The organism is Stenotrophomonas nematodicola (genome assembly GCF_009467805.1).
GTDB classification, from domain to species: domain Bacteria; phylum Pseudomonadota; class Gammaproteobacteria; order Xanthomonadales; family Xanthomonadaceae; genus Stenotrophomonas; species Stenotrophomonas nematodicola.
On sequence record NZ_WIAY01000002.1, the window covers coordinates 61,039 to 87,243 of the forward strand.

Genomic DNA, 26,205 nt, shown 5'->3' on the forward strand with positions numbered 1-26,205 from the left:
ATCCGTCCCGGTCCCCGGGCAGCGGCCCACATACTAAACCGCCCGGCTCATGGCGTCGCCTCCGGCCCGGCCTGCAGCACCGTCTCGATCGCCGCAGCGCCGAGTGGCAGCGGTACCACGCCGGCGGCACCGGCCTGCCGCGCCTGCCACGACAGCGCCGCAGTCGGCGCCGGGTCCAGCAGCCAGGCCGGCCCGTCGCCGGGTCGATCGCGCACCAGACCGAGCAGCGCCAGGCCGTCGACCCCCGGCAGTGTGCGCTCCACCAGCAGTGCCTCCACCGGCCCCCGCGACAGTACCGGCAGGGCGGCCAGCGCGTGCGCCGCATGCAGCACGTGCCGGCCGTGCGCGCGCAGACCGGCCATCAACCTGCGGGCAGCGGCGGTGTCCTGCATCACCAGCAGCACCGGCGACCGCCCACCACCATCATCGGCGAGGTCCAGGTTCCGGTGCCGCAGGCCACCGGCCATCGGCAGATGCACCAGCACCCGCCAACCATCGACGGCAGGGGCCACGGTGATATGCCCGCCCATCGCCTCCACCCGCAGGCGTGCCGGCGACAGGGCGGTCTGCAGCGCCCCGCACGTGGGCGACGGCAGGGGCAACGTCGCCGTTGTCGTCCTGCGCCCACCGCGCAGATGCGCGGCCAGTTCCACGCGGACGCCGGCGTGCCCGGGCAACGGGTCGGCGTGCAGCAGCAGTTGCCGCGCATCGGTACCGCTGGACAAGGCCTGCAGGGCCAGCACGACGGCCTCGGCCATGCGCTCCGGATCACCACACCCGACCTGGGTGGGGCCCACCCGCAGGCATGCCGCCAATGCCTGCCCACGCTGGCACAGCGGGAGCACCTGGGTAGTGACCACCCGCTGCAACACCGCCAGTGGCGCAAACACGCGGGGATGCAGGTTCGGCCTTCCCGCCTCCAGCCGGGCGGTATCCAGTGTGCGGTTCACGATTTCCAGCAGTTGCCGTCCTGCCCGGTGGATACGCCGCACCCGGTCCTGCTCGGCAGGGCCAAGCCGGCCATCGAGCAGCAGCTCGCTCATGCCCAGCACGCCGGTCAACGGGGTCCGCAGTTCGTGGCCCAGCGTTGCCAGATAGTCTGCCTTGGCCCGCCCCGCCCGTTCGTCGGCCGCCTGGCGACGCGTCGCAGCCGCCTCGCGGCGCCGCTGCCGACACCGGCGCACGCCGCCGCCGGCCAGTGCCACAACCAGCACGGTGCCGCCGGCAGCCAGGCCGGCGCGGACGTCGGTGCGTTCCAGCGTGGAGGGAGCCATGTCCACCTCCAGTACCTGCACGGCCGACCACGGCCCGCCGTCGCTGCGCGCCTGGTAGAGCACACGATGACGTCCCGATGCCAACGTCGGAAACTCGCGGATGCCGGGCCGTCCGACGCTGATCCACCCGGCGCGCTGCCCTGCCATGCGGATGCGGTACTCGCGGCGGCGCCCGTCGCTGGCCAGCACGCGCACCTGCACCCGCAGATCGCGGTCGCCCGGCTGCAGCCGCACGGGCGAGACCGCCGGCAGCTCTGCCAGCACGCCGTGGCGACGCACCTGTACGCGATCCAGCACCGGTATCGGATCGGCGCGGGGTGCCTGCAGCGCCGCCACCTCCACCAGCACTGCCCCGCCGGCCGTGTCCAGTGGCAGCAGCAGATGGTGGCCGGCGCGCAGTATCCGGCCGCTGCGCATTGCCGCAGCTGGCAGGCCATCGGCCGGCGTGAGCACGCGCGGCGCCGCCCCGTCGTGGCCCAGCCGCAGCAGTCCGCGTGCCGTGGTTGCCCACAGTCCGCCACCGGCATCACGGGCCAATCCACGCACGGGACCTGCATCGGGGTCGAGCGGCCGTCGTGTCTCGGCGATGAGACGGCCGCCCTGCCAGCGGTAGCCGGTCACGGCCGAGCGCCCGGCCACCCACACCCGGCCCTGCGCATCCACATGCAAGGCCGTCACCGCCTCTCCGCCCACGCCCGGCACCGGCTCCAACCGCTGGCGTTCCGCCGCCCAGCGGTACACCCGCGTCGCCGACGCCACCCAGAGTGCGCCGTCGGCCCCGCATTGCATCGCTGCCGCATCCACTGCTGCCGGCAAGCCTGCCGCGCTGCGCGACCAGCGACCGCGCAGGCGTCCCCGTCGATCGCGCTGCTGCAGCCAATCGCCGTCCAGGTGCCAGAGCTCCCCGGTTCCGCAACTGCGAAGCACCCGCTCGGCGCCCTGCGGCTGGACCGGCACCGTCCAGCGACGCACTGCGCGGCTGCGCGGGTCCCAGCGGGTCAACCGGCCCGGCCCCGCCATCCACACCTGGCCGTGGCTGTCTTCAACAACGGCACGCCGGCCTGCCCCGCGTGGAGTCGCATCACGCACCACCCGGCGGGAGCGCGGCGCGGCCGTCGCGTCGATCCAGTGCAGCCCACCGTCGGTGCCTGCCCACCATGCGCCGCCGTCCCGTCCACTGGTCCATGCCGCCGGCAGTGCCGCGTCCTGGCCCGGCGCACCCGCGATGGTGCGGAACGCACGCCAGTCCGGCCGCAGCCGCCAGACCCCCAACTGGGCGGCAAGCAGCCACACGCCGCCATCGCGATCCTCGTGCATGCCCACGATACGGGGGCGTGTCCGTCCGTCCGACGCCGTCAGCGCCACCTCGCGCCGCACGCCGGTCTGCGGATCTTCGCGCCACACGTGCGGGCCCTGCGCAAGCCAGCGCGCGCCATCGCGCGTGACACCGAGCAGGCGCAGGCCCGGCACGGACGCAGACGCGGCGACTGCCTCCGTCGCGGTGCGTCGCTGCACACCGCCGGCGTCGCCGACCCACATGTGCGCACCCGCCGGGGCCAACGCATGGACTGCCCGGTCCGCTGCGCGGGTGGGCAGAAAGGCCTCCCCGCGCCAGCGTGCCAGGCCCCCTGCAGTGCCGATCCACACGGTGCCATCCGCACCGCGCGCAAGGGCACGCACGCGGGGAGACGGCAATCCTGCCCCTGCCGGACCCGGCAGGAAGCGCTGCAGCCGCCCGTCGGCAGTGCGTCGATACAGACCGGCATCGCGCGTGCCGAACCAGAGCGAACCGTCTGGCAGGGGCAGCAGCGTGGTGATCGCACTGGCGGCCAGCGCGCGCGCGCCCTCCACGCGACGCAGGTGGCGGCCGTCTGCGGAAAGATGCAGCAGATGGCCGCTGGCCGTGCCGGCCCACAGCTGGTCCTGCGCATCCAGCGCCACGCTGGTGATGTCGTTGTCGGGCAGCCCCTGTTCAATGCGCCACAGCCGGAAGCGCCGTCCATCGTGGCGCGCCAGTCCATCGGAGGTTGCAAACCAGCGGTAGCCCTGCCGATCCTCCACGATCTGGTAGACACGGTCCGATGGCAGTCCCTGACGCATGGAAACCTGTACCGCATCGGGCGTGTGAGCCCACGCGCCCGGCACGACCAGGTGCCCCCAGAGCAGGACAAGGCACAGCCGCACCAGGCCCTTCATCACCGGTCCACGCACTGCTGCAACGCCTTGGCCAGATGCCTTGCGGTCACAGGCAGCCGCAGGAAGGCGGCGTAGCCACCCGCCTCCGCCAGGCGCGCCGCCTGCGGGGCGCTGCAGGCGCTCAATGCCAGGCGGGGGACGCCGGGCCATTGCGTGGCCAGCCGCAGGCCGACGCTGCCGGCGGCGTCGCCGAGCGCCGGGTCGACCACGATGACGTCCCATGCCGGCGCGGCCCTCGGCCGCTCCGGCGCCCGGCCGTCGACGACCTGCACGTGATGGCCAAGGTGCCGCAGCAAGGCGGCAATCACGTCGGCGACGGCTGGCGCCACCACCAGCAGCCGCAGCGCGCGTGCGTGCCGCTGCGCGGGCTGCCCGACATCGCCGGCGTCGGCAGGCATGCGGACCGGCGGCATGGGCAGTTGCAGGGTGAAGCAGCTCCCCTCCCCGACCACGCTCGCCAGCGTGATGTCGCCCCCCATCGCCTGGGCCAGCTGCCGCGAGATCGCCAGACCCAGGCCGGTCCCCCCGTGGCGCGCCGCCGTGCGCTCCCCGTCGGCCTGCTCGAAGCGCTGGAAGATGCGTCGCTGCTGCACCGGGTCCAGACCCGGACCCGTATCGATCACGCGCAGGCACACACCGTCCGCAGTGCCGGTGTACGCCGCCTCCAGCACCACCTGCCCACGCGCCGTGAACTTCAACGCGTTGCCAAGCAGATTGAGCAGGATCTGACGCAGGCGTGCGGGATCGCCGAGGAAAGCGCGGCGGGCTGCCGGGTCCACCTGCCAGCGCAGCGACACGCCGCGCGCCTGCGCCACCGGTTGCAGCAGGGCCTGCAGATCGTCCAGCAGCGCGGGCAGATCGAACGCCACGCACTGCAGGTGCGGGGTTCCGGCCTCCACCTGCGCGACATCCAGCGCGTCGTCCATCAGCTGCATCAGGTGTTCACCGGCGCGATGCAGGCTGCGCACCTGGTCGCGCTGCGCATCGGTCAGCGGCGCGTGCTGCAGCGCGTCGCTCCAGCCGAGCACCGCACTCATCGGCACCCGCACATCCCGGCCCAACCGCAGCAGCATGTCGGTGCGCGCCCGCGATGCCTGCGCCGCCCGTTGCCGCTGTTCCTCGCCATGCCGCGCGCGCAGCCGCCGCCGAGCATGGCGGCGGTACGCACGTATGCCGAGCACGGTGGCCGCGCCAAGCACCGCGGCGATGGCCAGCCGCCCGCGCATTGCCTGCCCGGCGCCGGGGGCGACGTCCAGCACAAGGGAGGTGTGCGACGCGGCACGCCCGTCATCTGGCAGCGCCTGCACGTCGAGGACATGCCGGCCCGGCGGAAGCCGCGCGAACATGCGCTGGCCGAGGTGACCGGTATCCACGCTGTCGTTGCCCGCGCCACGCAGTGCGAAACGGTAGCGCACGCGCATGGGATCGGCATTGCCGGCCAGGCGCACGGCAACCCGTACGTTGCGGTCACTTGCGCGCAACCGCACGGTGCCGGCCACCGGCAACGGGACCATTGCGTGCCCCCGGTGCACGCTGACCGCGTCGATGTGCAGCCCGCGCCGTCGTGACGGATCGCGCAGACGGGCCGGATCGAACAGCAGCACGCCGCCTTCGCGCACGGCCGCCACCAGCGTGCCATCGGACAGCGTGCGCAGGCGCTGGGGCATGACCTGCTGCACCGGCACGCCGTCGCCCGTGTCGAACAGGCGGATCCGCCCGGTATCCGGATCGGCACGCACCAAGCCCCGCGCGCTGCCGCTCCACGCCCTTCCTGCCCCGTCCACGGCCAGCGCCTGCGCGTCCAGCTGCGGATACCCCTGAGCCGCATCGAAGCGCTGCGTCGGGTGCAGCCGCTGGCCATCCCAGCGGTAGCGCTGCAACGCGCCGGGACCGCTGGTCCACAGATGCCCGTGCGCATCCTCGGCCAACGCCGAGACACGGCCTGATAGACCGCCGGACACACGTGTGAAGCGCTCCTGCGCCGGCAGCCAGCGACGCAGCCCGCCGCGGTCGCCCGCCCACAGGGTGCCATCGCGCGCGCACAGCAGCGGGACCGCCGACGCCGGCGGCATCCAACCCAGCGCCGCCGGCGTGCCTCGCAGCCGCACCACACCGTCCGCATCGCGGCGCTGCACGTGGTCGTTGGCGACGATCCACACCGCGCCATCGCGGCACACCGTTACCGCCAGCGGCCCCGTCCCGGCGTCGACCGGCAATGACCAGCGCCGCCAGTGCCGGTGTGAAGGGGAGTAGCGCAACAGCCGCGAGCCTGTCGCGATCCAGACCCTGCCCTGCGCATCCTCGGCCATGCCCAGCGTGCGTGCCTCGTCCAGCTCACCGGTGAACGGCACCGGGCGCCCCGCCATACCGGTACGCGGGTCGAGGAGCTGCAGGTTGCCGTGGCTGCCGGCCACCCAGATCCGGCCATCCTTCGACGCCGCCAGCGCGCCCGCGTACGGGTCGCGCAGGCCCGCGCCCGACGCCAGCGCGGTGAACTGCTGCCAGCGCGGCGGCAGGCGCCACAGCCGATGGTCGTCGCTGCGCAGCCACACGCCGCCGTTGCGGTCTTCCTGCATCTGCCGAATCACTGGCGCAGGCAGCCCTGGAGGGGATGGCAATGCAACCTGTCGCACCTCGGCGGCCTGCGTCAGCACCAGCCCATCAGCCTGCTGCCACCAGGTCTCGCCGGCGTCCCCCCGCAGCAGCGCGCGGGCGGCGGTCGCGTGGGTGCGCGTGGGCACGGCATCGGGATGGGCAAGATGGAAGGCGGCCCGTGCGGTGGTCACCCAGACTCCGCCGCGCGGATCGGCGGTCAGACCCACCACCGGTGTGGACGGCCATGCCGCGACCGGTGTCAGCTGCGCCGAACGACCATAGGCCAACCCCTTCGCGGTCCCGACCCACATGCCCCCATCCCGATCACGCGCCAGTGCGGTGATCTGCGGCGACGGCAGGCCGCGCGCGCGTACCCAGCCGGCGGCATCGCGCCACACGTAGGCCCCGTCGGAGGCACTGCCCACCCACAGGCCGAGTACGTCACTGGACAGATGATCGATCCGCAGCGGGCGCGCGGCGCCCGGCGCGCGCGGCGCGGGATGGCGGTCAACCCGTTCACGGTCGTCCGACCAGGCCATCAGCTGTCGCGAAGCGGTCAGGCCCCACAGTCGGCCGCGCGGATCGACATGCAACCGTACCCACGCCGTCTCCGACATCCCGCGCGCTGTCGGCTGCAGCCGATAGCGGCGCCCGTCGAAGCGCAGTACTCCCAGCTCGGTGGCCAGCCACACGTCGCCGAGCGCGTCCTCCACCACGTCGCGCACCTCGCGGGCAGGCAAGCCGGTGGTCGCATCCTGCAGTTGCGGCACCGGGCGCATCCCCCCTTGTGCATCTCCCCGCAGGGGCCAGGCCAGCCAGGCCAGCATCAGCAGCAGGCGACATCCGTGGAGGAACGCGGTGGCCTCCGCAGCGCGGGCCGCCACGGCCTAACGGGGAAGAAGGAGTGTCATCGCGTGCACGCTACGGGACCGGGAGCATCGCTACGCGCCTGCAGCCGACGTCAGTTCACGTTCCGAGCAATCAAGGTTCAGATCACTTCCGCCGAATAGGCGCGCGCCATCAATCGATGCAGGACTCAGTGCACAGGTTGCCGCGCCATCCGCGCCTGCGCGATGGCCTCCACCAGCATGTCGCCCGTCACCGGCTTGCGCAGGAAGCCGTCGAATCCCGAGGCCAGTACCTGCTGCTCGGCGTAGGCATCCGATCGGGCGGTCACCGCGATCAGCGGCAGCTCGTAGCCCATCGCGCGCAGCTGCGAAGCGATCGCGATGCCGTCCAGCGCCGGCAGGTCCAGATCCAGCAGCCCGATGTCGAAGCGGCCCGAGGCCACTTCCGACAGCGCCGCCAGCCCATGCAGCACATGCACCACCTCATGCCCGCGCGTGCGCAGCAGGCCGGTGATGACATCGGCGACGGTCGCATCGTCTTCCACCAGCAGGATGCGCAGCGGCGGCAGCGCCGCGCGCGTGTCGTCCGTCGCGTCCCCCACATGGCGGCTGCGCTGCAGTGTCCACGGCAGCGGCAGGTGCACACTGAAACGCGCGCCCTGGCCCGGGCGGCTGTCGATGCCGATCCGCCCGCCCATCGCCACCGCCAGTTCCTGGCAGATCGCCAGCCCCAGCCCGCTGCCGCCGTAGCGCGATGCGGTGCGCGGCCCGTCGGCCTGTTCGAAACGGTGGAACAGGCGCTGCTGCTGTTCCTCGCTGATGCCTGGTCCGGTATCGGAGACCTCGAAGACCACGCCGTGGCCGTCGTCGACCAACTCGATGCCCAGCCCGACGTGGCCCTGCTCGGTGAACTTGATGGCGTTGCCGAGCAGGTTCATCAGGATCTGGCGGATCCGCATTTCATCGCCGCTGACCTGGACGGGCCCGGGCAGATTGAAACTGCGCTCGAAGGCCAGGCCACGGTGGTGGGCCATCGGCTCCATCAAGGCTTCCACCTGCTCAAGCAGCGTCATCAGATCGAACGGGCGGATGTCCAGTTCCAGCCGGCCTGCTTCGATGCGGGCCAGGTCAAGCGCATCATTGACCAGCCGCAGCAGGTGCGTGCCGGCATGCTGGATGGAGGCGGCGTAGCCGCGCTGGATCTCGTCCAGCGGCGTGGAGAGCAGCAGTTCGCTCATGCCCAGCACGCCGGTCATCGGCGTGCGCACTTCGTGCCCGAGCGTGGCCAGGAAGCGGCTCTTGGCCTGCGAGGCCTGTTCGGCCAGCTGCTGCTTGTGCAGCGTCAACTGCCATTGCTGGCGCCGGCGCAGGCGAACCCGGGCCACGTGGGCGATGGCGGCGATGGACAGCACCGTGCCAAGCACGTAACAGACGATGGCCCAGTTGCTGCGCCACCACGGCGGGTTGACCTGCACGGTGAGCGTGCGCGTGGGGGTCCAGTCGCCGTGCGGCGTCGCCGCCTGCACATCGATGGCGTACTGTCCGGCAGGCAGACGCGACAACAGGCGCTCGCCATCGGCGGCCTGCATCACCCAGTTCTGGTCATAACCCGCGACCCGGTAGCGATACCGGTTGCCCTGGGGATTGGCGAAGGACAACAACCGCGCGGAAATGATCAGGTCGCGATCCAGCGGGCCCAGCGTGATCGGCGCATTGATCGGCAGGGTCTGCTGGCCTTCGGCATCGTCGCGACGCACCTGCACGTTGTCGATCACCAGCTGCGACGGCGGCAGCACGATGTCCGGCGCATCCGGATCGAACCCCACCAGACCGGTGGCGGTCACCGCCAGCACCTGGCCCTTGCTATTGCGCACCGGCGGCCGGCCGCTGAACTCCGCATCGGGCAGACCATCACGCTCGCCGTACAGGCGCGCACGCCGCAGGCGCGGATGCCAGGACACCAGGCCGCGCGGGGTGGTCGCCCAGACCTGGCCATCGCGCCCCACCACCACGCCGCCCATCGATACCGGCGGCAGGCCCTGGGCCGCGCCGACCCGTTCGCGCAGGGTCATGCTCAAGCCATCCCACGCATAACGCTCCAGCGCGCCCTTGCGGGCCAGCCACAGGTGGTCCGGGCCGTCCCAGGCAATGTCGTAGATGCTGCCGCGGGAAATGCCCGGCACCTGCTCGAACCGATCATTGCGCCAGCGCAGCAGCCCCATGTCGCCCACCACCCACAGCTGCCCGCGCGGGTCGAATACCATCTGCTCGACCGGGTTCTCGGTGAGCCCGCGGCCCTGGTCGATGCGGATGGTATCGAGCACGCGGCCGTCGGCGGCGCGGCGCTGGATTCCGTAGTTCATGATCGACAGCCACAGCTCCCCATCGGGCGCCTGGCGGATCAGGTCGATACGCTGGCGGACATCCGATCCTCCGCCGATCTTCCACTCGCGCAACGCACCGGTGCGTGGCTGGTACAGGCTCAGGCGCCCGGCCCGGCCGATCCACAGCGCGCCATCGGCGCGCGGCAATACCGACCATGCCGCGCCTACCCCGATCCGGGCGTCGTCGGCGATCTGGCTCAATCGCCCCACCTCGTCCAACCGGTACAGGCCATGCGCGCCGGCGATGTAGAACGCTTCGCCGGCGGCGGCCACGCCGAGCAGGTAGGCGCTGTCCAGCGGCTTGCCGTCCAGCTGGTACCAGCTGGAAAAGCGCTTCCAGTCCGGCGGCAGGTACGCCAGGCCCTGGGTCAGCATGGCCACCCACAGCCCGCCCTCGTGATCCTGCAGCAGGTCCAGCACCCCACTGCGGGCCGTCAGGAAGCCGCTGCCCGCATCACCGGCCAGCAGGCGCAGGGCGCGGTCGTTGCCCCGGTACAGGCCATCGGCCGTGCCCAGCCAGTAGCCACCGTTGCGGTCGTGGATCACGCTGGCCGCGCGCACGTCGGCGCTCAACGTCCACGGCGCGGGGGTGACCACGTCATCGGCGCCGATCCGGAACAGCCCGCCCTCGGTGCCGGCCCAGACCGTGCCATCCGGTTCGCGGGTGAGGCGGAACACGCTCTTGCCGCCCAGCAACGCCGGCGCGATGCGGGTGAAATGATCGCCTTCCCAGCGCGCCACGCCACTGCCGGTGCCCACCCATACCCGTCCCTGCGGGTCGGTCAGCAGCGTATAGATGGTGTTGTCCGGCAGCGTGCGTGGGTCGCCCGGATCGGCCTGGTAGCGGATCAGCCGGCCATCTTCGCCGCGCCGGCAGATGCCGTGCTGGTTGGTGCCGATCCACAACGACCGCGCCGCATAGGCCAGCGACCAGAACTGTCCCTCGCAGCGTGCGTTCACATCGGCGAAGCGTTCGAAGCGGCGGCGCTCCGGCCCCAGCATGCTCAGGCCCACCCCGTTGGTCCCTACCCACACGCGGTCCAGCGGGTCGACCAGCAGGGTCTCCACTTCGTTGCCCGGAATCGAATCGGGATCGGCCGGATCGTGGCGCCAGACACGTAGCCCCACACCGTCCAGGCGTGCAAGTCCGTCATCGGTGGCCGCCCATACGTATCCCTGGCGGTCCTGGGCCAGCGCCAGCACCATGCGCGAGGGCATGCCTTCGGCGGCACCGAAGCGGCGCATGCGCGGTGTTTCTGCCGATGTCCCTGTGGCCCACGACGCGGCCGGCACTGCACACAGCCACAGCACCAACACCACGATGCCAGCCCGCCAGACGCGCGCGCTCATCGCCATTCCGATCTCCGTGTAGGCGCGGATTGTCGCATGGAACACGCTTTCTCCTGCGCCCGGCCCCCGCACGGAACCGGCGCCGGGCGCGTTCACACCGGCACCACGAACTGTTGCAGCCATGAGCCTGCATGGCTGCGCAGACCTGTGCGTATGATCGGCACAGATTCCGATGGAGCCCGGCCATGTCCCTGCGCCTGACCCTTGCCCTGCTGCTGTTCTCCGCCCCCGGCCTGGCGCTTGCCGCCGACAGCTACCGCCTGGACCCGGTCCACACACGGGTGCTGTTTGCGATCGAACACGCCGGCTTCTCGCATGCGCTGGGCACCATCTCCGGCAGCGAGGGCGTACTCGTGTTCGATCCGCGGGACTGGGCCGGGGCAACGCTCAACGTCAGCGTGCCGCTGCAGCGCCTGGACCTGGGCGACGACAAATGGAACAAGGCCACGCTGGCGCGCAGCCTGCTCGATGCCGAGCGCTTTCCCGAGGCCCGCTTCGTGTCCACGCGGGTCGAGCCGATCGACGCCACCCACGCCAACGTCATCGGCCAGCTGACTCTGCACGGGGTCAGCCGCGAAGTCACGCTGGCGGTCACGCTCAACGCACTCAAGCGCCACCCGCTGCCGCCGTTCCGGCGCACCGCCGGTTTCTCGGCCACCGCCACGCTCAGCCGCAGCGCATTCGGCGTGGATGGCTGGCCGTCGATGATCGGCGATGAGGTGCAGCTGCGCATCGAGGCCGAGGCGGTGCGCGACCGCACTGCCGCCGATCCGCAGGACACACCGTCCGTCCAGGATGCGGGAACTCCGCCGACCACACCGCACTCCGATTCCCCATCCCCTCAGCCGGTCCAGGAGACCACGCCATGACCGCCAAGAACACCGCTGCCCGCTGGGGCGGCGTCAGCATGACCCTGCACTGGTTGATCGCCGTGCTGATCCTCGCCCTGGGCATCGTCGGCCTGACGATGGGCGAGTTCCCGAAGACGCCGAAGTACTTCTGGATCTACACGATGCACAAGTCGATCGGCATTACCGTGCTGGCACTGGTGGTGGTCCGCCTGGGCTGGCGACTGTATGCCGGCGCGCCGGGGCCGGTGCCCGGCACACCGACCTGGCAGGAGCGCATCGCCTCGACCACCCATTGGCTGCTGTATGTGCTGATGTTCGCCATCCCGCTGTCGGGCTGGCTGTACGACTCGGCCAGTGGACTGCGCCCGTTCCGCTGGTTCGGCCTGGTCAACGTGCCCAAGCTCAGCGCGCCGGACGCGCAGGTCACCCAGATCTCCCATGCCATCCACGAGTGGGGCTTCTGGCTGCTGATCGCCGTGGTGTTGGCCCATGCCGGCGCCGCGCTTTACCACCATCTTTACCAACGCGATGCCACCCTTGCGCGCATGATGCCGCAGCGCTGGCTCGCCTCCCCCCAGAAGGATTGAGAATGAACATCAAACTCACCACCCCCGCAGCGGTCGCCGCCGCCCTGGCCGGCCTGATGGCCGCCGCCCCGGCCCTTGCCGCCGAGTACGTGCAGGCGCCTGGCTCGGTCCTGGTGTTTGCCACCAAATACGACGGCGAAGTCTTCACCGGCAGCTTCCCGGGCTTCGACACCAGGCTCAGCTTCGATCCGGCCAAGCTGGACGGCTCGCACCTGGAAGTGACCATTCCGCTGGCCGGCGCCAAGAGCGGCAACAGCGACCGCGACTCCACGCTGCAGGGCGCCGACTTCTTCAACGTCGGCAAGTTCGCCCAGGCCAAGTACAGCGCCAGCAGGTTCCGCGCGCTGGGCAACAACCAGTTCGCCGCCGACGGCACGCTGGAACTGCGCGGCGTCAGCAAGCCGGTCACGCTGACCTTCACCTGGACCCCGGGCGCCCAGCCGGTACTCACCGGCAAGGCCACGGTCAAGCGCCTGGACTTCGGCGTGGGCGGCGGCGACTGGGCCGACACCAAGACCATCCCCAACGAAACCGCGATCAGCACCAAGGTCGTCCTGAAAGCAAAGTAACGCGGGCGACCGCGCCGGCCGGTGCCGGCCCCCGCCCCATCGATCGCCTGCAGGGCGCCGGCCACCAGCCGGCGCCCTAGAGGCGTCAGCCCATCCAGGCCCGCAGCGCCGCCACATCGAACGGCCAGTCCAGCTCGCGGCCCTGCGCATCGCGCAGCACCGGCACGCGCAGCCCGTAACGGGCCTCCAGCGCCGCATCGTCGTCGATGAACACACTGTCCAGATCGCCCACCCGGGCCTGCGCCAGCACCGCCAGGGCCTGGTCGCACAAGTGGCAGTCATCACGCTGGTACAAAGTAAACACCGGCCCACCCGCCTTGGAAAATGTTGCGCCGCAATCATGGCTGGCGCCCGCGACAGCATAGAATGGCGCTCCATCCGATACCCGCAGTTTGGCAATCATGGCAGTCAGCACGTTCGATGTGTTCAAGATCGGCATTGGCCCGAGTTCCTCGCATACCGTAGGACCGATGAAGGCTGCCGAGCGTTTCGTGCACCGCTGGCTGCTCGACCCGGGGCATCTGCAGGACGTGGTGCGCATCCGGGCCGACGTCTACGGCTCGCTGGCCCTCACCGGTCGCGGCCACGGCACCGACAAAGCGGTGCTGCTCGGGCTGGAAGGCCAGCGCCCGAACCTGATCGATCCGGACATCATTCCGGAAACGCTGGAGCGCATCCGCACCACCAAGCGCCTGAAGCTGATGGGCCAGCATGAGATCGTGTTCGACGAAAAGCGCGACCTCGGCCTGAACAAGCGCCAGAAGCTGCCCTATCACACCAACGGCATGCGCTTCACCGCGTACGACGCCCAGGAACAGGTCATCGCCACCCGCGACTACTACTCGGTGGGCGGCGGCTTCGTGGTCAATCAGGACGACGCCGCCGACGATCGCATCGTGCCCGATGAAACGCCGCTGCCGTATCCGTTCAAGAGCGGCGACGAGCTGCTGGCGCAGACCGCGCGCAGCGGCCTGAGCATCGCCCAGATGATGTTCGAGAACGAGAAATGCTGGCGTACCGAGGACGAGATCCGCGATCAGCTGCGCGAAATCTGGAATGCCATGCAGAGCTGCGTGGCACGCGGCATCCGCCAGGAAGGCACCCTGCCCGGTGGCCTGCATGTCTCACGCCGTGCTCCGGCGCTGTATCGCGAACTGTCGTCCAAGCCTGAAGCGGCCATGCGCGATCCGCTGACCACGCTGGACTGGGTGAACCTGTACGCGCTGGCGGTCAACGAGGAAAACGCAGCCGGCGGCCGTGTGGTCACCGCCCCGACCAACGGCGCTGCCGGCGTGCTCCCGGCCGTGCTGCACTACTTCGATCGCTTCTGCCCCGGCGCCAATGAACAGCGCGTGTTCGACTTCCTGCTGACCTCCGCCGCGATCGGCATCCTGTACAAGGAAAACGCCTCGATCTCCGGCGCCGAAGTCGGTTGCCAGGGCGAGGTGGGCGTGGCCTGCTCGATGGCCGCCGGCGGCCTGGTTGCCGCACTCGGCGGCAACCCCAGCCAGATCGAGAATGCCGCCGAGATCGGCATGGAGCACAACCTCGGCCTGACCTGCGACCCGATCGGTGGCCTGGTGCAGATCCCCTGCATCGAGCGCAACGCGATGGGCGCGGTCAAGGCGATCAACGCCAGCCGCATGGCCATGCGTGGCGACGGCAAGCACAAGGTATCGCTGGACAAGGTCATCAAGACCATGCGCGACACCGGCCGCGACATGCAGGACAAGTACAAGGAAACCAGCCGCGGCGGCCTGGCGGTCAACGTCATCGAGTGCTGATCCGCGGCCGCCGACCCACGGTCGGCTGCACCGGTCATGGTGTCGCGGCACGTGCGCGGCACCTCCGGTAAAGTCCGGGTTCCCCTTCCGGAGACCGCCATGCGCATCCTGGCCGCCGCCCTGCTCGCCTGCCTCCCGCTGACCACCTTCGCCGCCGAGACCTATGGCCCGCGACTGGAAGGCTTCGACTACCCGTATCCGGTGAAGATCTTTCCGCTCGGATCGCAACGGCAGCCGCTGGAGATGGCGTATCTGGATGTTCCGCCGGCAGGAACCGCGTTCGCCGGTACAGTGGTGCTGCTGCACGGCAAGAACTTCTGCGCGGCAACCTGGAAAGACAGCATCGCCGCGCTCACCGCCGCCGGCTACCGGGTGATCGCACCGGACCAGATCGGCTTCTGCAAATCCAGCAAGCCCGAGCGCTACCAGTATTCGTTCGGACAGCTCGCCGCCAACACCCACGCGCTGCTGGCCCACCTCGGCCTCGACGCGGCCAAGGTGGACCTGGTGGGCCATTCGATGGGCGGCATGCTCGCCGCGCGCTATGCCCTGATGTATCCGCAGCAGTTGCGCCACCTCGCGCTGGTCAATCCAATCGGGTTGGAAGACTGGAAGGCCAAAGGCGTGCCGTGGCGCAGTGTGGATGCGTGGTATGCCAACGAACTCAAGACCAGCGCCGACAGCATCAGGGCGTACCAGCGGGAGGTGTACTACAACGGCCAGTGGAAACCGCAGTACGAACAGTGGGTGCGCATGCAATCGCGCATGTATGACGGTGCGGGGAAGGAAGCGGTGGCCTGGAGCCAGGCACTCACCTCGGACATGGTGTTCAATCAGCCGGTGGTATACGAGCTGCCGCGCATCGCCGTGCCCACCACGCTGTTCATCGGCCAGACCGACCGCACCGCCATCGGCCGGGACCTCGCACCGCCGGCGTTGAAGGCCACGCTGGGCGACTACCCGACGCTGGGCAGGGCCGCCGCCGCTGCGATCCCCGGCGCGACGCTGGTGACGTTCGACGACCTCGGCCATTCGCCACAGGTGCAGGACCCGGAACGGTTCAACGCCGCCCTGTTGAACGCCCTGCAACACCCAGGCAGGTAGGGGCCGGCCGTTGGTCGGCTGGCCACGCCTGGGGTGGCAATGATCAGCGCCGTACGATCGCCAGCACGTCGTCGAGCAGCGCCGCCGCGGTGACGCCAGCGCCCGCACCCGGACCCTGGATCAGCAGCGGCTGCTGCTGATAACGGTCGCTGTGGATCGCCACCCGGTTGTCGGTCTGCGCCCCGCCCGCCAACGGGTGGTCGAGCGGCAGGATGCGCAGCCCCACCGACGCGCCGTCGTGGTCGAAGCCGCCGACGAAGCGCAGGCAGCCACCCTGTGTCTGTGCCTGGTGCCAGTACTGCAGCAGCGGCGCATCAAGCTGCGACAACGCGCCCAGCGCCGCGTCGGCCGGCAACGCGGCCAGCGCGTCCGGCACCAGCGAGGCCACCCGCACCTGCCCGGCGCACAGCGCGATGCCACTGGCCCGGGCCAGGATCAGCAGCTTGCGGCGTACGTCCTCACCGGACAGGTCCACGCGCGGGTCCGGCTCGGTGTACCCGGCGCGGGCGGCCTCGCGCACCCAATCGGAGAACGCGCGTTGGCCATCGTAGTGATGGAACAGCCAGGCCAGCGATCCTGACAGCACGCCTTCCACGCGGTGGATGCGGTCCCCCCCGGCCACCAGCGCGCGCAGGCTGCTCAGCAGCGGCAGGCCCGCGCCTACCGTGGCGCTGTCGCCGTACTGCGCGTCGCTGCCCTGGCGGCTGTCGGCGATGGCCTGCGCCCGCGCGAGCTGCGCGCCCTGGCCGAGCTTGTTGGCGGTTACCACATGCACGCCGCGAGCCAGCCATTGCTCATGCCGGTTGGCCACCTCGTCGCTGGCGGTGGCATCCACCACCACATCGCCGCGCTGCAGGCCGTCGGTGTCCGCCCAGGGCTGCAACGCCGGCGCGGTACGGGCAGCCAGGTTGGCCAGCTGCAGCTCCTGCTCCGGCGCGTGCCCACAGGCGCGCGCCGTCCGCGAATTGGCCAGCCAGGAGAACTGCGGCAGTGCCACGCCGCGTGCCAGCAACGACTGGTAGCGCTGCACGAACGCAGTGCCGACGGTGCCGGTGCCGAGCAGCGCCAGACGTCGCGCCGTGGCCGGGGCCAACGTCAGGACCGCGCTCATGCATCCACCTGTTTGCGGTGTGCCGTCCGGGCCTGCAGGTTGATCACCGCCTGCGCGCGTTCCAGCCCGGCCTGCAGGTCGGCCACGAGGTCCTCGGGCGATTCGATGCCCACCGACAGGCGCAGCAGCCCTTCACTGATCCCTGCATGCGCACGCGCCTCCGGCGTCATCGCGGCGTGGGTCATGGTGGCCGGATGCGCGACCAGGCTTTCGACCCCGCCCAGCGATTCGGCCAGGGTGAAACAGCGCAGGCCGTCGACGAAGGCGCGCACGGCCGCGTGTGGATCATCGCCGGCGCAGGACGCCAGCTCGAAGGACAGCATCGCGCCGAAACCGCTCTGCTGGCGCGCGGCGATCGCGTGCCCCGGATGGTCCGCCAGCCCGGGGTAGTACACCTGGGCAACCGCATCGCTGGCGGCCAGCAGATCGACCACTGCGGCGGTGTTCTCCTGGTGCGCGCGCAGGCGCGCGCCGAGCGTACGCAGCCCGCGAAGGGTCAGGAAGGCATCGAACGGCGAGCCGGTCAGCCCGAGCGCATTGGCCCACCACACCAGTTGCTCATGCACCGCCGGATCGCGCGCAATCACCGCCCCCCCCACCACGTCGCTGTGCCCATTGATGTACTTGGTGGTCGAGTGCAGCACCAGATCGGCGCCGAATGCGATCGGCTGCTGCAGCGCCGGCGACAAAAAGGTGTTGTCCACCACCACCTTGGCGCCGGCCCTGTGCGCGGCGTCGATGACGAAGCGCAGGTCGGTGATGCGCAGCAGCGGGTTGGACGGGGTTTCGATCAGCACCAGCGTCGGCGACTGCGCCAGCGCATCGGCCAGCGAGCGCGGATCCGTGAGGTCGGCGGTGATCAGCCCGAAATGGCCCTTCTTCGCCAGGGCGTTGAACAACCGCCAGCTGCCGCCGTACGCATCATGCGGCACTACCAGCGTATCGCCCGGCTGCAGCAGCGCGTTGAGCACCAGGTTGATCGCTCCCATGCCGGTGGAGGTGATCACGCCCCCTGCGCCGCCTTCGAGTTCGGCCAGTGCCTCACCCAGCAGGTCGCGGGTCGGATTGCCGCTGCGCGTGTAATCGTACTGACGCTTGTTGCCGAAACCGTCGAAGCTGAAATTGGAGGACAACACGATCGGCGGGGTCACCGCGCCGTGGGCGGTATCACGGTCAATGCCGGCGCGTACCGCAGCGGTGACGCGGCTACAGGACGGTTCGGTACCAGCGGACAGACTCATGCGGTTTCTCCCGGGGAACGGATGGCGTTGGCGAGGATCGCGTCGATGCGATCGGTTTCTTTGAGGAAGGCGTCGTGGCCGTAGGGCGAGCGCAGCACGCGCAGGCTGCCGCGCGGGCCCAGCCCTTCGACCAGGCCGACGCAGTCGGCCAGTGGCACCAGCCGGTCCCCTTCGACGGCGACGACCACGGTCGGTACCTGGAGGGCGGTGGGGTCGACGCGGTGCAGGTCGATCGATTCGGACAGGCGCAGGTAGGCGTTTACCGGCGTGCGCGCCACGTACTGTGCGCCGGCCGCATCCAGGTAGTCCTCGGCGGCCACGCGCACGCGGCCATTGACCACCTCCGGTGCGGCATCGAAGCGCTCGCCGAATTCTTCCGGCGTGCGGTAGCTGAGCATGGCGAACTGCCGGGCCAGCGACAGCCCGTGGCTTTCAGCGCACTGCAGCTGCCCCAGGGCGACCGCACGGCGCTGCAGCGCGCGCCACGCCGCGGCGTACGGGTGCGGGCGATGCGCGCCGCTCACCGCGACCAGCCGCTGCAGTCGCTGCCGGTGCCGCACCGCGAACTGCTGTCCGACCAGGGCGCCGTAGGAATAGCCGACGAAACACTGCAGCTGCGCGATGCCGAGCTGGTCGAGCAGCAGCGCCAGCGCATCGGCCTGGTCGGCGGTGTCGATCGGCAGGTCCAGCGCGCCGTCGGCACCGATGAAGTCGAACGCCAGGATGCGCAGCGTGGCCGGGTCCAGGGTGCGGCCCGCCGCCACCAGGCCGTCGGCCCAGCCCTTCTCGGGGAACTCGGCATTGGCAGCCACGTGGCGATGGGCCGAGATGCCACCGGCCAGCACCACCACCGGCGCATCCTCGCGTCCGACCAGTTCGTAGCGCAGACGCACCGGGCGCACGCCCCCGTGGCGCATCGACAGCACCGCGGCGATATCGCCGCGCACGGCGTTGCGGCCGTCGATGACGGGCACGCTGACAGGGGCGAAGGTGTCGGTGGCGAGCGCTGAAGCGGTGGCGAAACGCATGGCGGTATCCCAGGAAGGAAATCGGCCATCGAGCTTTCGCGGAGCTCGCGTTCGAGATGCACGCACAGTGCATGGGTCGAACCATCTTTCGGTGGACGCCACGGTCCCCGCAGGATTTGGCACCTACGCAGGTCGCTTGCGCGCCTGCGGGCTGCCCCGGCTTCAAAGGGCCTGTCCCTCTGCCGGTCTCGATGGTGGAGCCACGATGCCAGCCCCCACAGCGCATGTCAATCCCTTCATCGGGATGAAGCGATATAGTTTTTTCTCATCAGGGCATTGGGCCCCGTCTTTCCTGAACGGACCACATTGCGTAGAGTGCGCGCACCTCAATAGGATCGACACCATGCGACGGATCGTGCTGCTGCTGTTGCTGCCATGCCCCCTGCTGGCCGGGGCCGCGCCGCCGGACTGGCGCTCGGGCTGGGGCATGGTCCAGCCCACCGGGGTGCCGCAGGGCGCAAGCGCCGGCGCGCTGGCCTCGGTGAAGCTGGAAGGCGGCGCCAGCCGCTGGCAGGCCCGGGTCGACAACCACCTCGCCGGCCCGGTGCAGGTGGCGCTGCGCCAGGATGCGGGCGCCGTGGCGCTGCCCGGGCTGCCGATGCAGACCGTCCTGCCCGGCTCGGCCAGCGTGGTGGTGACGCGTCTGCAGTTGCCGCCGGACACCCAGCGGCTGAACCTGCTGCTGGATGCGGTACCGGGCGATCCGGCGGCCCGGCCGATGGACGTGGCCTACCAGCTGCCGTTCGATGCCAAGCGCTTCCAGGTGACCCAGGCGCCCCAGGGGCGTTTCAGCCACACCGACGCGGAGAACCGCGATGCGGTCGATTTCGCCCTTCCCGAGGGCACGCCGGTGCTGGCCGCACGTGCCGGCAAGGTGATGCAGGTGCAGGGCAATTTCCACGACAACGGCCAGGACCCGGCGCGCGACCGGGACCGCGCCAACTTCATCCGGGTGCTGCATGAAGACGGCAGCATGGCGGTCTATGCCCACCTGCAGGCCAATGGGGTGCTGGTCCGAAGCGGCCAGCGGGTGGAGGCCGGCCAGCGCATCGGCGTATCGGGCAACACCGGCTACAGCACGGCCCCGCACCTGCACTTCGTGGTCCAGGCCAATACCGGCATGCAGCTGCGTTCGATTCCGGTGCGCATCGTGGCGCCCCAGGGCGAGCTGCAGTTCGCCCGTGAGGTGGCCCCGGGCGGCGACGGGGCCGCGCCCTGACCCGCCAACCCCGGCGGCCCGGTATAATCGGCGGCTTATCTCTTTGAAAAGCGCCCCGGGCGGGCGCGTCACGCCATGTCCGAAGTCGCTACCGAAGCTGCGCGCCGCCGCACCTTCGCCATCATTTCCCATCCTGACGCCGGCAAGACCACGCTGACCGAAAAGCTCCTGCTGTTCGGCGGTGCGATCCAGATGGCCGGCTCGGTCAAGGGGCGCAAGGCCGCGCGCCATGCCACGTCGGACTGGATGGCGCTGGAAAAGGAGCGCGGCATCTCGGTCACCTCGTCGGTGATGCAGTTCCCCTACGAAGGCAAGATCGTCAACCTGCTCGACACCCCCGGCCACGCCGACTTCGGCGAGGACACCTACCGCGTGCTGACCGCGGTGGACTCGGCGTTGATGGTCATCGACGTGGCCAAGGGCGTGGAAGAGCGCACCATCAAGCTGATGGAAGTGTGCCGCCTGCGCGACACGCCGATCATGACCTTCATCAACAAGCTCGACCGCGAAGGCAAGGAGCCGATCGACCTGCTGGATGAAGTGGAAAGCGTGCTGGGCATCCAGTGCGCGCCGGTCACCTGGCCGATCGGCATGGGCCAGCGCCTCAAGGGCGTGGTCCACCTGATCAGCGGCGAAGTGCACCTCTACGAGCAGGGCCGCAACTTCACCCGCCAGGATTCGACCATCTTCCCGTCGATCGACTCGCCGGGCCTGGCCGAGAAGATCGGCGAACGCATGCTGGCCGACCTGCGCGACGAACTGGAGCTGGTGCAGGGCGCCAGCCATCCGTTCGACGTGGAGGCCTACCTGGCCGGCAAGCAGACTCCGGTGTTCTTCGGCTCGGGCGTGAACAATTTCGGCGTGCAGCCACTGCTGGACTTCTTTGTCGAGCACGCCCCGTCGCCGCAGCCGCGCGCGACCACCGGCCGGGTGATCGCACCGCAGGAAAACAAGCTGACCGGGTTCGTGTTCAAGATCCAGGCCAACATGGACCCGCAGCACCGCGACCGCGTGGCCTTCATGCGGGTGTGTTCGGGCCGATTCGTGGCCGGCATGAAGACCTTCCACGTGCGCAGCGGCAAGGAAATGAAGCTGGCCAATGCGCTGACCTTCATGGCCAGCGATCGCGAGATCGCCGCCGAGGCCTGGCCTGGCGATGTGATCGGCATCCACAACCACGGCACCATTTCGATCGGCGATACGTTCACCGAAGGCGAAGCGGTGAGCTTCACCGGCATTCCGAACTTCGCGCCGGAGCTGTTCCGCCGCGCGCGCCTGCGCGACCCGCTGAAGCTCAAGCAGTTGCAGAAGGGTCTGGCGCAGTTGTCCGAAGAAGGCGCAACCCAGTTCTTCCGTCCGCTGATGAGCAACGACCTGATCCTGGGGGCGGTCGGCGTGCTGCAGTTCGATGTGGCGGCCTATCGTCTCAAGGACGAGTACGGTGTGGAGGCCACGTTCGAGCCGGTCAGCGTGACCACCGCGCGGTGGGTCACCTGCAGCGACGAAAAGAAGCTGGAAGAATTCCGCGAGAAGAACGCCAGCAACCTGGGCATAGATGCCGCCGGCCAGCTGGTATACCTGGCCCCGACCCGGGTCAATCTGCAGCTGGCGCAGGAGCGCGCGCCGGACGTTCGCTTCGCCGCCACGCGCGAAGCGGCGCACAGCGTCTCGGTCGCCTGATCGAACGGCTGAACAGGCGTGCGTGCAAGCGCGCGCCATCGCGGCGATGATAGGGGGGAGCGGGCTCCCCCTCCCCGCGCACCCGATCATCGCCATGACCTCAGTCGTTTCCGTACGTGAAGAAATCGCCAGCGCCCTGACTCACGGGCTCGGCGCGGTCGCCGCACTCGCCGCCAGCGCGGTGCTGATCACGCTGGCCGCCATCTATGGTGACGGCTGGCAACTGGCCAGCGCGATCGTGTTCGGCGTGGCCCTGCTGCTGCTGTACACCGCCTCCACGCTCTACCACGCCATTCAGCACCCGATCGCCAAGGGCCGGCTGAAAGTGTTCGACCACTGCGCGATCTACCTGCTGATCGCCGGCACCTACACCCCGTTCACCCTCATCGGCCTGCGCGGCCCGTGGGGCTGGGGCATGTTCACCGCGATCTGGGCGCTGGCGCTGTTCGGCGTGGTGTTCAAACTGTTCTACACCGGCCGCTTCAAGCTGCTGTCCACGCTGATCTACATCGCGATGGGCTGGATGGTGCTGGTGGCGATCAAGCCGATGTGGGCGTCGCTGGACGCCTGGACACTGGGCTGGCTGCTCGCTGGCGGCCTGTCCTACACGCTGGGCACCTACTTCTACCACCGCGAGTCGATCCCCTATTCGCACGCGATCTGGCACCTGTTCGTCATCGGCGGCAGCGTCTGCCACTTTGTGGCCGTGACTGCGCAGATTCTCTGATCCACGTCGACGGCAACGTCAAGATCAACGTCGGCGGGGCGGGTGGGTTTACGGGACACGCCGTGAATCCGTAAGCCCACTCGCACCACGCCGCTCATCCACACATCAGGTGAGCGCCGTTGCCGTTGCACGACGCCCTGACACCATCCTTACCAATGCTTCGCGTTGCCTGCACGATGAACAGGCAAGGATGGAACGCGTGGATACTGTCGACTCCCCTGCTCCGTCTCCTGCAGCGCGCCGCTGGCGCCGTCCCGGCAAACGCGGGCAGCGCTGGTTGGCGATCCTGCTGTTTCTGTTCGCCGCGCTGCTGATCCTCATCGCGCTGTGGGACTGGAACTGGTTCAAGGGACCGGTCGAGCGGGCGGTGCAGGCCAGGACCGGCCGTGCATTCCACATCAACGGCGACCTCGACGTCGACCTCGGCCGCACTACCGTCATCCGCGGCGACCGCCTCACTTTCGCCAATGCAGCGTGGGCGAAGACCCCTCGGATGGCCACCGCCGATCGTGCCGAGATCGCCATCCGCGTCTGGCCACTTCTGCGCGGCGAGGTGCGCATTCCCGAAGTGCGCCTCACCCGGCCCGACCTGCTGCTGGAAACCGGCCCCGGCAAGGACACGCCCGGCAACTGGGATTTTCTCGGCCCGTCCACCGGCAACCCGCCGCAACTTCAGCGCCTGCTGGTTGACGACGGGCGTCTGCAGTTCATTGATGCGGCCGGCAAAACCGATGTCCTGGTCGCGCTCAACAGCGGCAAACCCCGTCGCCAGGACAGCGCACCGCCCCTGCTGGTCAAGGGCAAGGGGCGCTGGAAGGGCAATCCCTTCTCCCTGGACGGCAACACCGAATCGCCGCTGGAACTGACCCACAGTGACCACCCGTTCCGCATCCACCTGGATGGCCGCGCCGGCGCCACCCATGCCATCGCCAGCGGCACGCTGACCAACCCGTTCGCGCTGCGCACCTTCGATCTGGAGTTGATGCTCAGCGGACAGGACATGGAAGACCTGTATCCGCTGATCGGCCTGGCCATTCCCTCCACACCGCCGTATCGGCTCAAGGGGCGGCTCAAGCGCAACAACGATACCTGGCGCTACGAGAACTTCACCGGCACCGCCGGCGACAGCGACCTCGGCGGTACCGCGCAGATCGATGTCGGCGGCGAGCGGCCGTTCCTGAAAGCCGATCTCGTGTCCAGACGACTGGACTTCGACGATCTGGCCGGCTTCATCGGCGCGCCGCCGAAGACCGGCGCAGGGGAGTCGGCCAACGCCGAACAGAAAGCCGAAGCCGCCGCGCTGGCAGCGCGCGCCAAGGTGCTGCCCGGCACGCCGTACAACCTGACCAAGCTGCGCGCGATGGACGCCGACGTGCGGTGGAAGGCACAGCGCATCAACTCCCCGGTGCTGCCCCTGGATGACATGGATGCGCATCTCAAACTGGATGCGGGCCTGCTCCGCCTGGAGCCGCTGAATTTCGGCGTCGCCGGCGGCGACATCCGCAGCACCATCCGCCTGGATGCGCGCAGGGACACCATCGCCACCCGCCTGCAGGCTACCATCCGCAAGGTCCAGCTCGGCCGCCTGTTCCCCGATGCCAAGCTGGTCGAACAGGCCTCCGGCGGCATCAGCGGCAACGTCGACCTGGCCGGCACCGGCAACTCGGTGGCCGCAATGCTCGGCAGTTCGGATGGCAACGTCGGCGTGGCCATCGGGCGGGGCCATGTCGGCAACCTGATCATGGAGCTGGCCGGGCTGGACGTGGCCGAGTCCTTGAAATTCCTGTTCACCGGAGACAAACAGATCCCCCTGCGCTGCGGGTTCGGCGACTTCAGCGTGGGCAATGGCGTGATGCGCTCGCGTGCGCTGGCGCTGGATACCACCGACACCCTGATGGTCGGCGAAGGCACGGTCGACCTGAAACAGGAGCAGCTGGACCTGCTGCTGCGCCCGCGTCCGAAGGACATCAGCATCCTGGCGCTGCGCTCGCCGCTGCGTATCGGCGGTACCTTCAAGGACCCGTCGTTCCGTCCCGATTTCAAGGCGCTGGGCCTGCGGGGCGCGATCGCCCTGACCCTGGGCAGCATTACCCCGCCCGCCGCCCTGCTGGCGACGATCGAAACCGGCCCGGGCAAGGACAGCGACTGCGGCGGGCACTACGCGAAGTGAGGCCTGCGGGGAGTACCGACCGGCGGTCGGCACCCTCCCTTCCCTACCGGGGGCGGTCAGCCGGCGACGATGTACTGCTGCAGCTGATCCAGCTTCTGCGCCTGCTCGTCGATCACCGACTTGACCAGGTCGCCGATCGAGATCACGCCGAGAACGCCGCTCCCGTCCACCACCGGCAGGTGCCGGATGCGGTAATCGGTGACCAGTTGCAGACAGTGTTCGACCTGCTCGGACGGCGCCACAGTGATCACCTTGGCGGTCATGATCTCGCTGACCGGGGTGGTGTGGGACGAGCGCTCGTGGAGCACGATCTTGCGCGCGTAATCGCGCTCGGACAGGATGCCGACCAGCCGCCGGCCCTCCATCACCAATACCGCACCGATGCCCTTCTCGGCCATCAGCCGGATCGCTTCGATCACCGCCGTGTCCGGGGCAACCGCGAAAACCTCAGGGGACTTGCCTTCCAACAGCTGTCGAACCGTGGTCATGGCCTTGCTCTCCACCGACGGGATGCGCTGCCGAGTCTGCCACGATCGGCGCCTGCCAGGTGTCAACCAGATACAGCGGCCGCTGTTTGGACTCCTCGTACAGCCGCCCCAGGTACTCGCCGATCAGCCCCAGCGCGATCAGCTGCACGCCGCCCAGGAACAGGATCACCGCCATCATCGTCGGCCAGCCGGCCACCCGGTCGCCGTACAGCGCCGCCTTGGTCACCACCACCAGCGCGAACAGGAAGGCGAAGCTCGCCGCCGCCAGCCCCAGGTAAGTGGTCACCCGCAGCGGCGCGGTGGAGAAGCCGGTAATCCCTTCCAGCGCGAAGTTCCACAACCGCCACAGGCCGAACTTGCTGTCGCCCACCAGCCGGGCATGGCGGTGGTAGGGCACCGCCTTGCGACGGAAACCGACCCAGCCGAACAGCCCCTTCATGAACCGGTGGCGCTCGCGCAACTGGCGCAGGGCCTGCAGCGCCCGCGGCGACAGCAGCCGGAAGTCACCGGTGTCGGCCGGGATCGGCGTCTTCGACAACCGTCCGATCACCCGGTAGAACGCCGCGGCGGTGGCGCGCTTGATCCAGCCTTCGCCATCACGCGCCAGCCGGGTGCCATAGATGTTGTCGTACCCCTCCCGCCACAGCGCCACGAAGGCGGGGATCAACTCCGGCGGGTCCTGGCCATCGGCGTCGAGGATCATCACCGCGCCGCTGTCGACAAAGTCCAGTCCCGCGGTCAGCGCCGCCTCCTTGCCGAAGTTGCGCGACAGCCGCAGCACGCCGACCCGGGGGTCCTGCGCGGCCAGCGCTTCCATCACCGCCCAGGTCGCGTCGTGGCTGCCGTCGTCCACATACAGGATGCGCCCATCGATGCCGTCCAGGGTGTCGAGCACGGCGCACAGGCGCGGGTGCAGCAACGGCAGCGCCTGCGCCTCGTCGTGCGCGGCAATGACAACGGTGAGGCGATCGGCAGGCATGGTGACGATTGTACGGGGCC

General features: G+C 69.7%; 18 protein-coding genes and 1 riboswitch. Of the genes, 9 read left to right on the forward strand and 9 right to left on the reverse strand.

Annotated elements, in window-relative coordinates; translation table 11 throughout:
* Positions 1 to 47 precede the first annotated feature (47 nt).
* The 3 genes from GDJ08_RS07870 to GDJ08_RS07880 form a co-directional block, all read right to left on the reverse strand.
* Complete coding sequence (locus GDJ08_RS07870) at positions 48 to 3,470, reverse strand: two-component regulator propeller domain-containing protein (protein WP_165699776.1); 3,423 nt, start codon at positions 3,468 to 3,470, stop codon at positions 48 to 50.
* On the reverse strand, positions 3,470 to 6,835 hold the full coding sequence (locus GDJ08_RS07875; RefSeq protein WP_165699777.1) for a hybrid sensor histidine kinase/response regulator: 3,366 nt from the start codon (positions 6,833 to 6,835) through the stop codon (positions 3,470 to 3,472). The genes GDJ08_RS07870 and GDJ08_RS07875 overlap by 1 nt, the downstream gene beginning before the upstream one ends.
* 266 nt (positions 6,836 to 7,101) lie before the next feature.
* A complete protein-coding gene (locus GDJ08_RS07880) occupies positions 7,102 to 10,647 on the reverse strand; it encodes a sensor histidine kinase (RefSeq protein WP_206147330.1) in 3,546 nt (1,181 codons plus the stop codon).
* 185 nt (positions 10,648 to 10,832) lie between these two features.
* On the opposite strand from GDJ08_RS07880, the gene GDJ08_RS07885 reads away from it, so the two are divergent.
* Genes GDJ08_RS07885 through GDJ08_RS07895 form a run of 3 tightly spaced genes read left to right on the forward strand, consistent with a single transcriptional unit; the run spans position 10,833 to position 12,654 of the window.
* Entirely contained in the window at positions 10,833 to 11,516 is a 684-nt protein-coding gene (locus GDJ08_RS07885; protein ID WP_153164649.1) for a YceI family protein, read from the forward strand.
* Positions 11,513 to 12,085 carry a cytochrome b gene (locus tag GDJ08_RS07890; protein WP_136003081.1) on the forward strand — a complete coding sequence of 191 codons (573 nt, stop codon included), beginning with the start codon at positions 11,513 to 11,515 and terminating at the stop codon, positions 12,083 to 12,085. The genes GDJ08_RS07885 and GDJ08_RS07890 overlap by 4 nt, the downstream gene beginning before the upstream one ends.
* A gap of 2 nt (positions 12,086 to 12,087) precedes the next feature.
* Positions 12,088 to 12,654, forward strand: coding sequence for a YceI family protein (locus tag GDJ08_RS07895; protein WP_136003080.1), 567 nt, complete (start codon positions 12,088 to 12,090; stop codon positions 12,652 to 12,654).
* 85 nt (positions 12,655 to 12,739) lie between these two features.
* On the opposite strand, the gene GDJ08_RS07900 is transcribed toward GDJ08_RS07895, so the two are convergent.
* Complete coding sequence (locus GDJ08_RS07900) at positions 12,740 to 12,958, reverse strand: glutaredoxin family protein (RefSeq protein ID WP_229296476.1); 219 nt, start codon at positions 12,956 to 12,958, stop codon at positions 12,740 to 12,742.
* Positions 12,959 to 13,055: 97 nt separating this feature from the next.
* On the opposite strand from GDJ08_RS07900, the gene GDJ08_RS07905 reads away from it, so the two are divergent.
* Together GDJ08_RS07905 and GDJ08_RS07910 are read left to right on the forward strand one after the other, a co-directional pair.
* Positions 13,056 to 14,438 carry an L-serine ammonia-lyase gene (locus tag GDJ08_RS07905; RefSeq protein ID WP_136003078.1) on the forward strand — a complete coding sequence of 461 codons (1,383 nt, stop codon included), beginning with the start codon at positions 13,056 to 13,058 and terminating at the stop codon, positions 14,436 to 14,438.
* Between the two features lie 99 nt (positions 14,439 to 14,537).
* Positions 14,538 to 15,542 carry an alpha/beta fold hydrolase gene (locus GDJ08_RS07910; protein ID WP_136003077.1) on the forward strand — a complete coding sequence of 335 codons (1,005 nt, stop codon included), beginning with the start codon at positions 14,538 to 14,540 and terminating at the stop codon, positions 15,540 to 15,542.
* A gap of 43 nt (positions 15,543 to 15,585) precedes the next feature.
* Here the strand turns inward: GDJ08_RS07910 and GDJ08_RS07915 are convergent, their stop codons facing one another.
* Genes GDJ08_RS07915 through metX form a run of 3 tightly spaced genes read right to left on the reverse strand, consistent with a single transcriptional unit; the run spans position 15,586 to position 18,922 of the window.
* Positions 15,586 to 16,653, reverse strand: a complete 1,068-nt coding sequence (locus GDJ08_RS07915; RefSeq protein WP_153164650.1) for a homoserine dehydrogenase family protein — start codon at positions 16,651 to 16,653, stop codon at positions 15,586 to 15,588.
* Positions 16,650 to 17,894 (reverse strand): O-succinylhomoserine (thiol)-lyase, encoded by a 1,245-nt coding sequence (locus tag GDJ08_RS07920; protein WP_136003075.1) that lies wholly within the window; start codon positions 17,892 to 17,894, stop codon positions 16,650 to 16,652. Before GDJ08_RS07920 ends, GDJ08_RS07915 begins: the two co-directional genes overlap by 4 nt.
* A complete protein-coding gene (gene metX / locus GDJ08_RS07925; protein ID WP_136003074.1) occupies positions 17,891 to 18,922 on the reverse strand; it encodes a homoserine O-succinyltransferase MetX in 1,032 nt (343 codons plus the stop codon). The genes GDJ08_RS07920 and metX overlap by 4 nt, the downstream gene beginning before the upstream one ends.
* A 78-nt stretch (positions 18,923 to 19,000) precedes the next feature.
* Positions 19,001 to 19,120: riboswitch (SAM riboswitch) on the reverse strand.
* Between the two features lie 145 nt (positions 19,121 to 19,265).
* On the opposite strand from metX, the gene GDJ08_RS07930 reads away from it, so the two are divergent.
* The 4 genes from GDJ08_RS07930 (at position 19,266) to GDJ08_RS07945 (ending at position 24,718) form a co-directional block, all read left to right on the forward strand.
* Complete coding sequence (locus GDJ08_RS07930; protein WP_153164651.1) at positions 19,266 to 20,141, forward strand: M23 family metallopeptidase; 876 nt, start codon at positions 19,266 to 19,268, stop codon at positions 20,139 to 20,141.
* A 75-nt stretch (positions 20,142 to 20,216) separates the two neighbouring features.
* Positions 20,217 to 21,821 (forward strand): peptide chain release factor 3, encoded by a 1,605-nt coding sequence (locus GDJ08_RS07935; protein ID WP_136003072.1) that lies wholly within the window; start codon positions 20,217 to 20,219, stop codon positions 21,819 to 21,821.
* A 94-nt stretch (positions 21,822 to 21,915) separates the two neighbouring features.
* A complete protein-coding gene (gene trhA / locus GDJ08_RS07940) occupies positions 21,916 to 22,548 on the forward strand; it encodes a PAQR family membrane homeostasis protein TrhA (RefSeq protein ID WP_051008554.1) in 633 nt (210 codons plus the stop codon).
* Between the two features lie 190 nt (positions 22,549 to 22,738).
* Complete coding sequence (locus tag GDJ08_RS07945; protein ID WP_153164652.1) at positions 22,739 to 24,718, forward strand: AsmA family protein; 1,980 nt, start codon at positions 22,739 to 22,741, stop codon at positions 24,716 to 24,718.
* A 56-nt stretch (positions 24,719 to 24,774) separates the two neighbouring features.
* On the opposite strand, the gene GDJ08_RS07950 is transcribed toward GDJ08_RS07945, so the two are convergent.
* The gene (locus GDJ08_RS07950; RefSeq protein ID WP_153164653.1) at positions 24,775 to 25,206 is read right to left on the reverse strand and encodes a CBS domain-containing protein; all 432 of its coding nucleotides are present in this window, start codon (positions 25,204 to 25,206) and stop codon (positions 24,775 to 24,777) included.
* Positions 25,166 to 26,185, reverse strand: coding sequence for a glycosyltransferase family 2 protein (locus GDJ08_RS07955; protein ID WP_017354616.1), 1,020 nt, complete (start codon positions 26,183 to 26,185; stop codon positions 25,166 to 25,168). The genes GDJ08_RS07950 and GDJ08_RS07955 overlap by 41 nt, the downstream gene beginning before the upstream one ends.
* Positions 26,186 to 26,205: the final 20 nt, after the last annotated feature.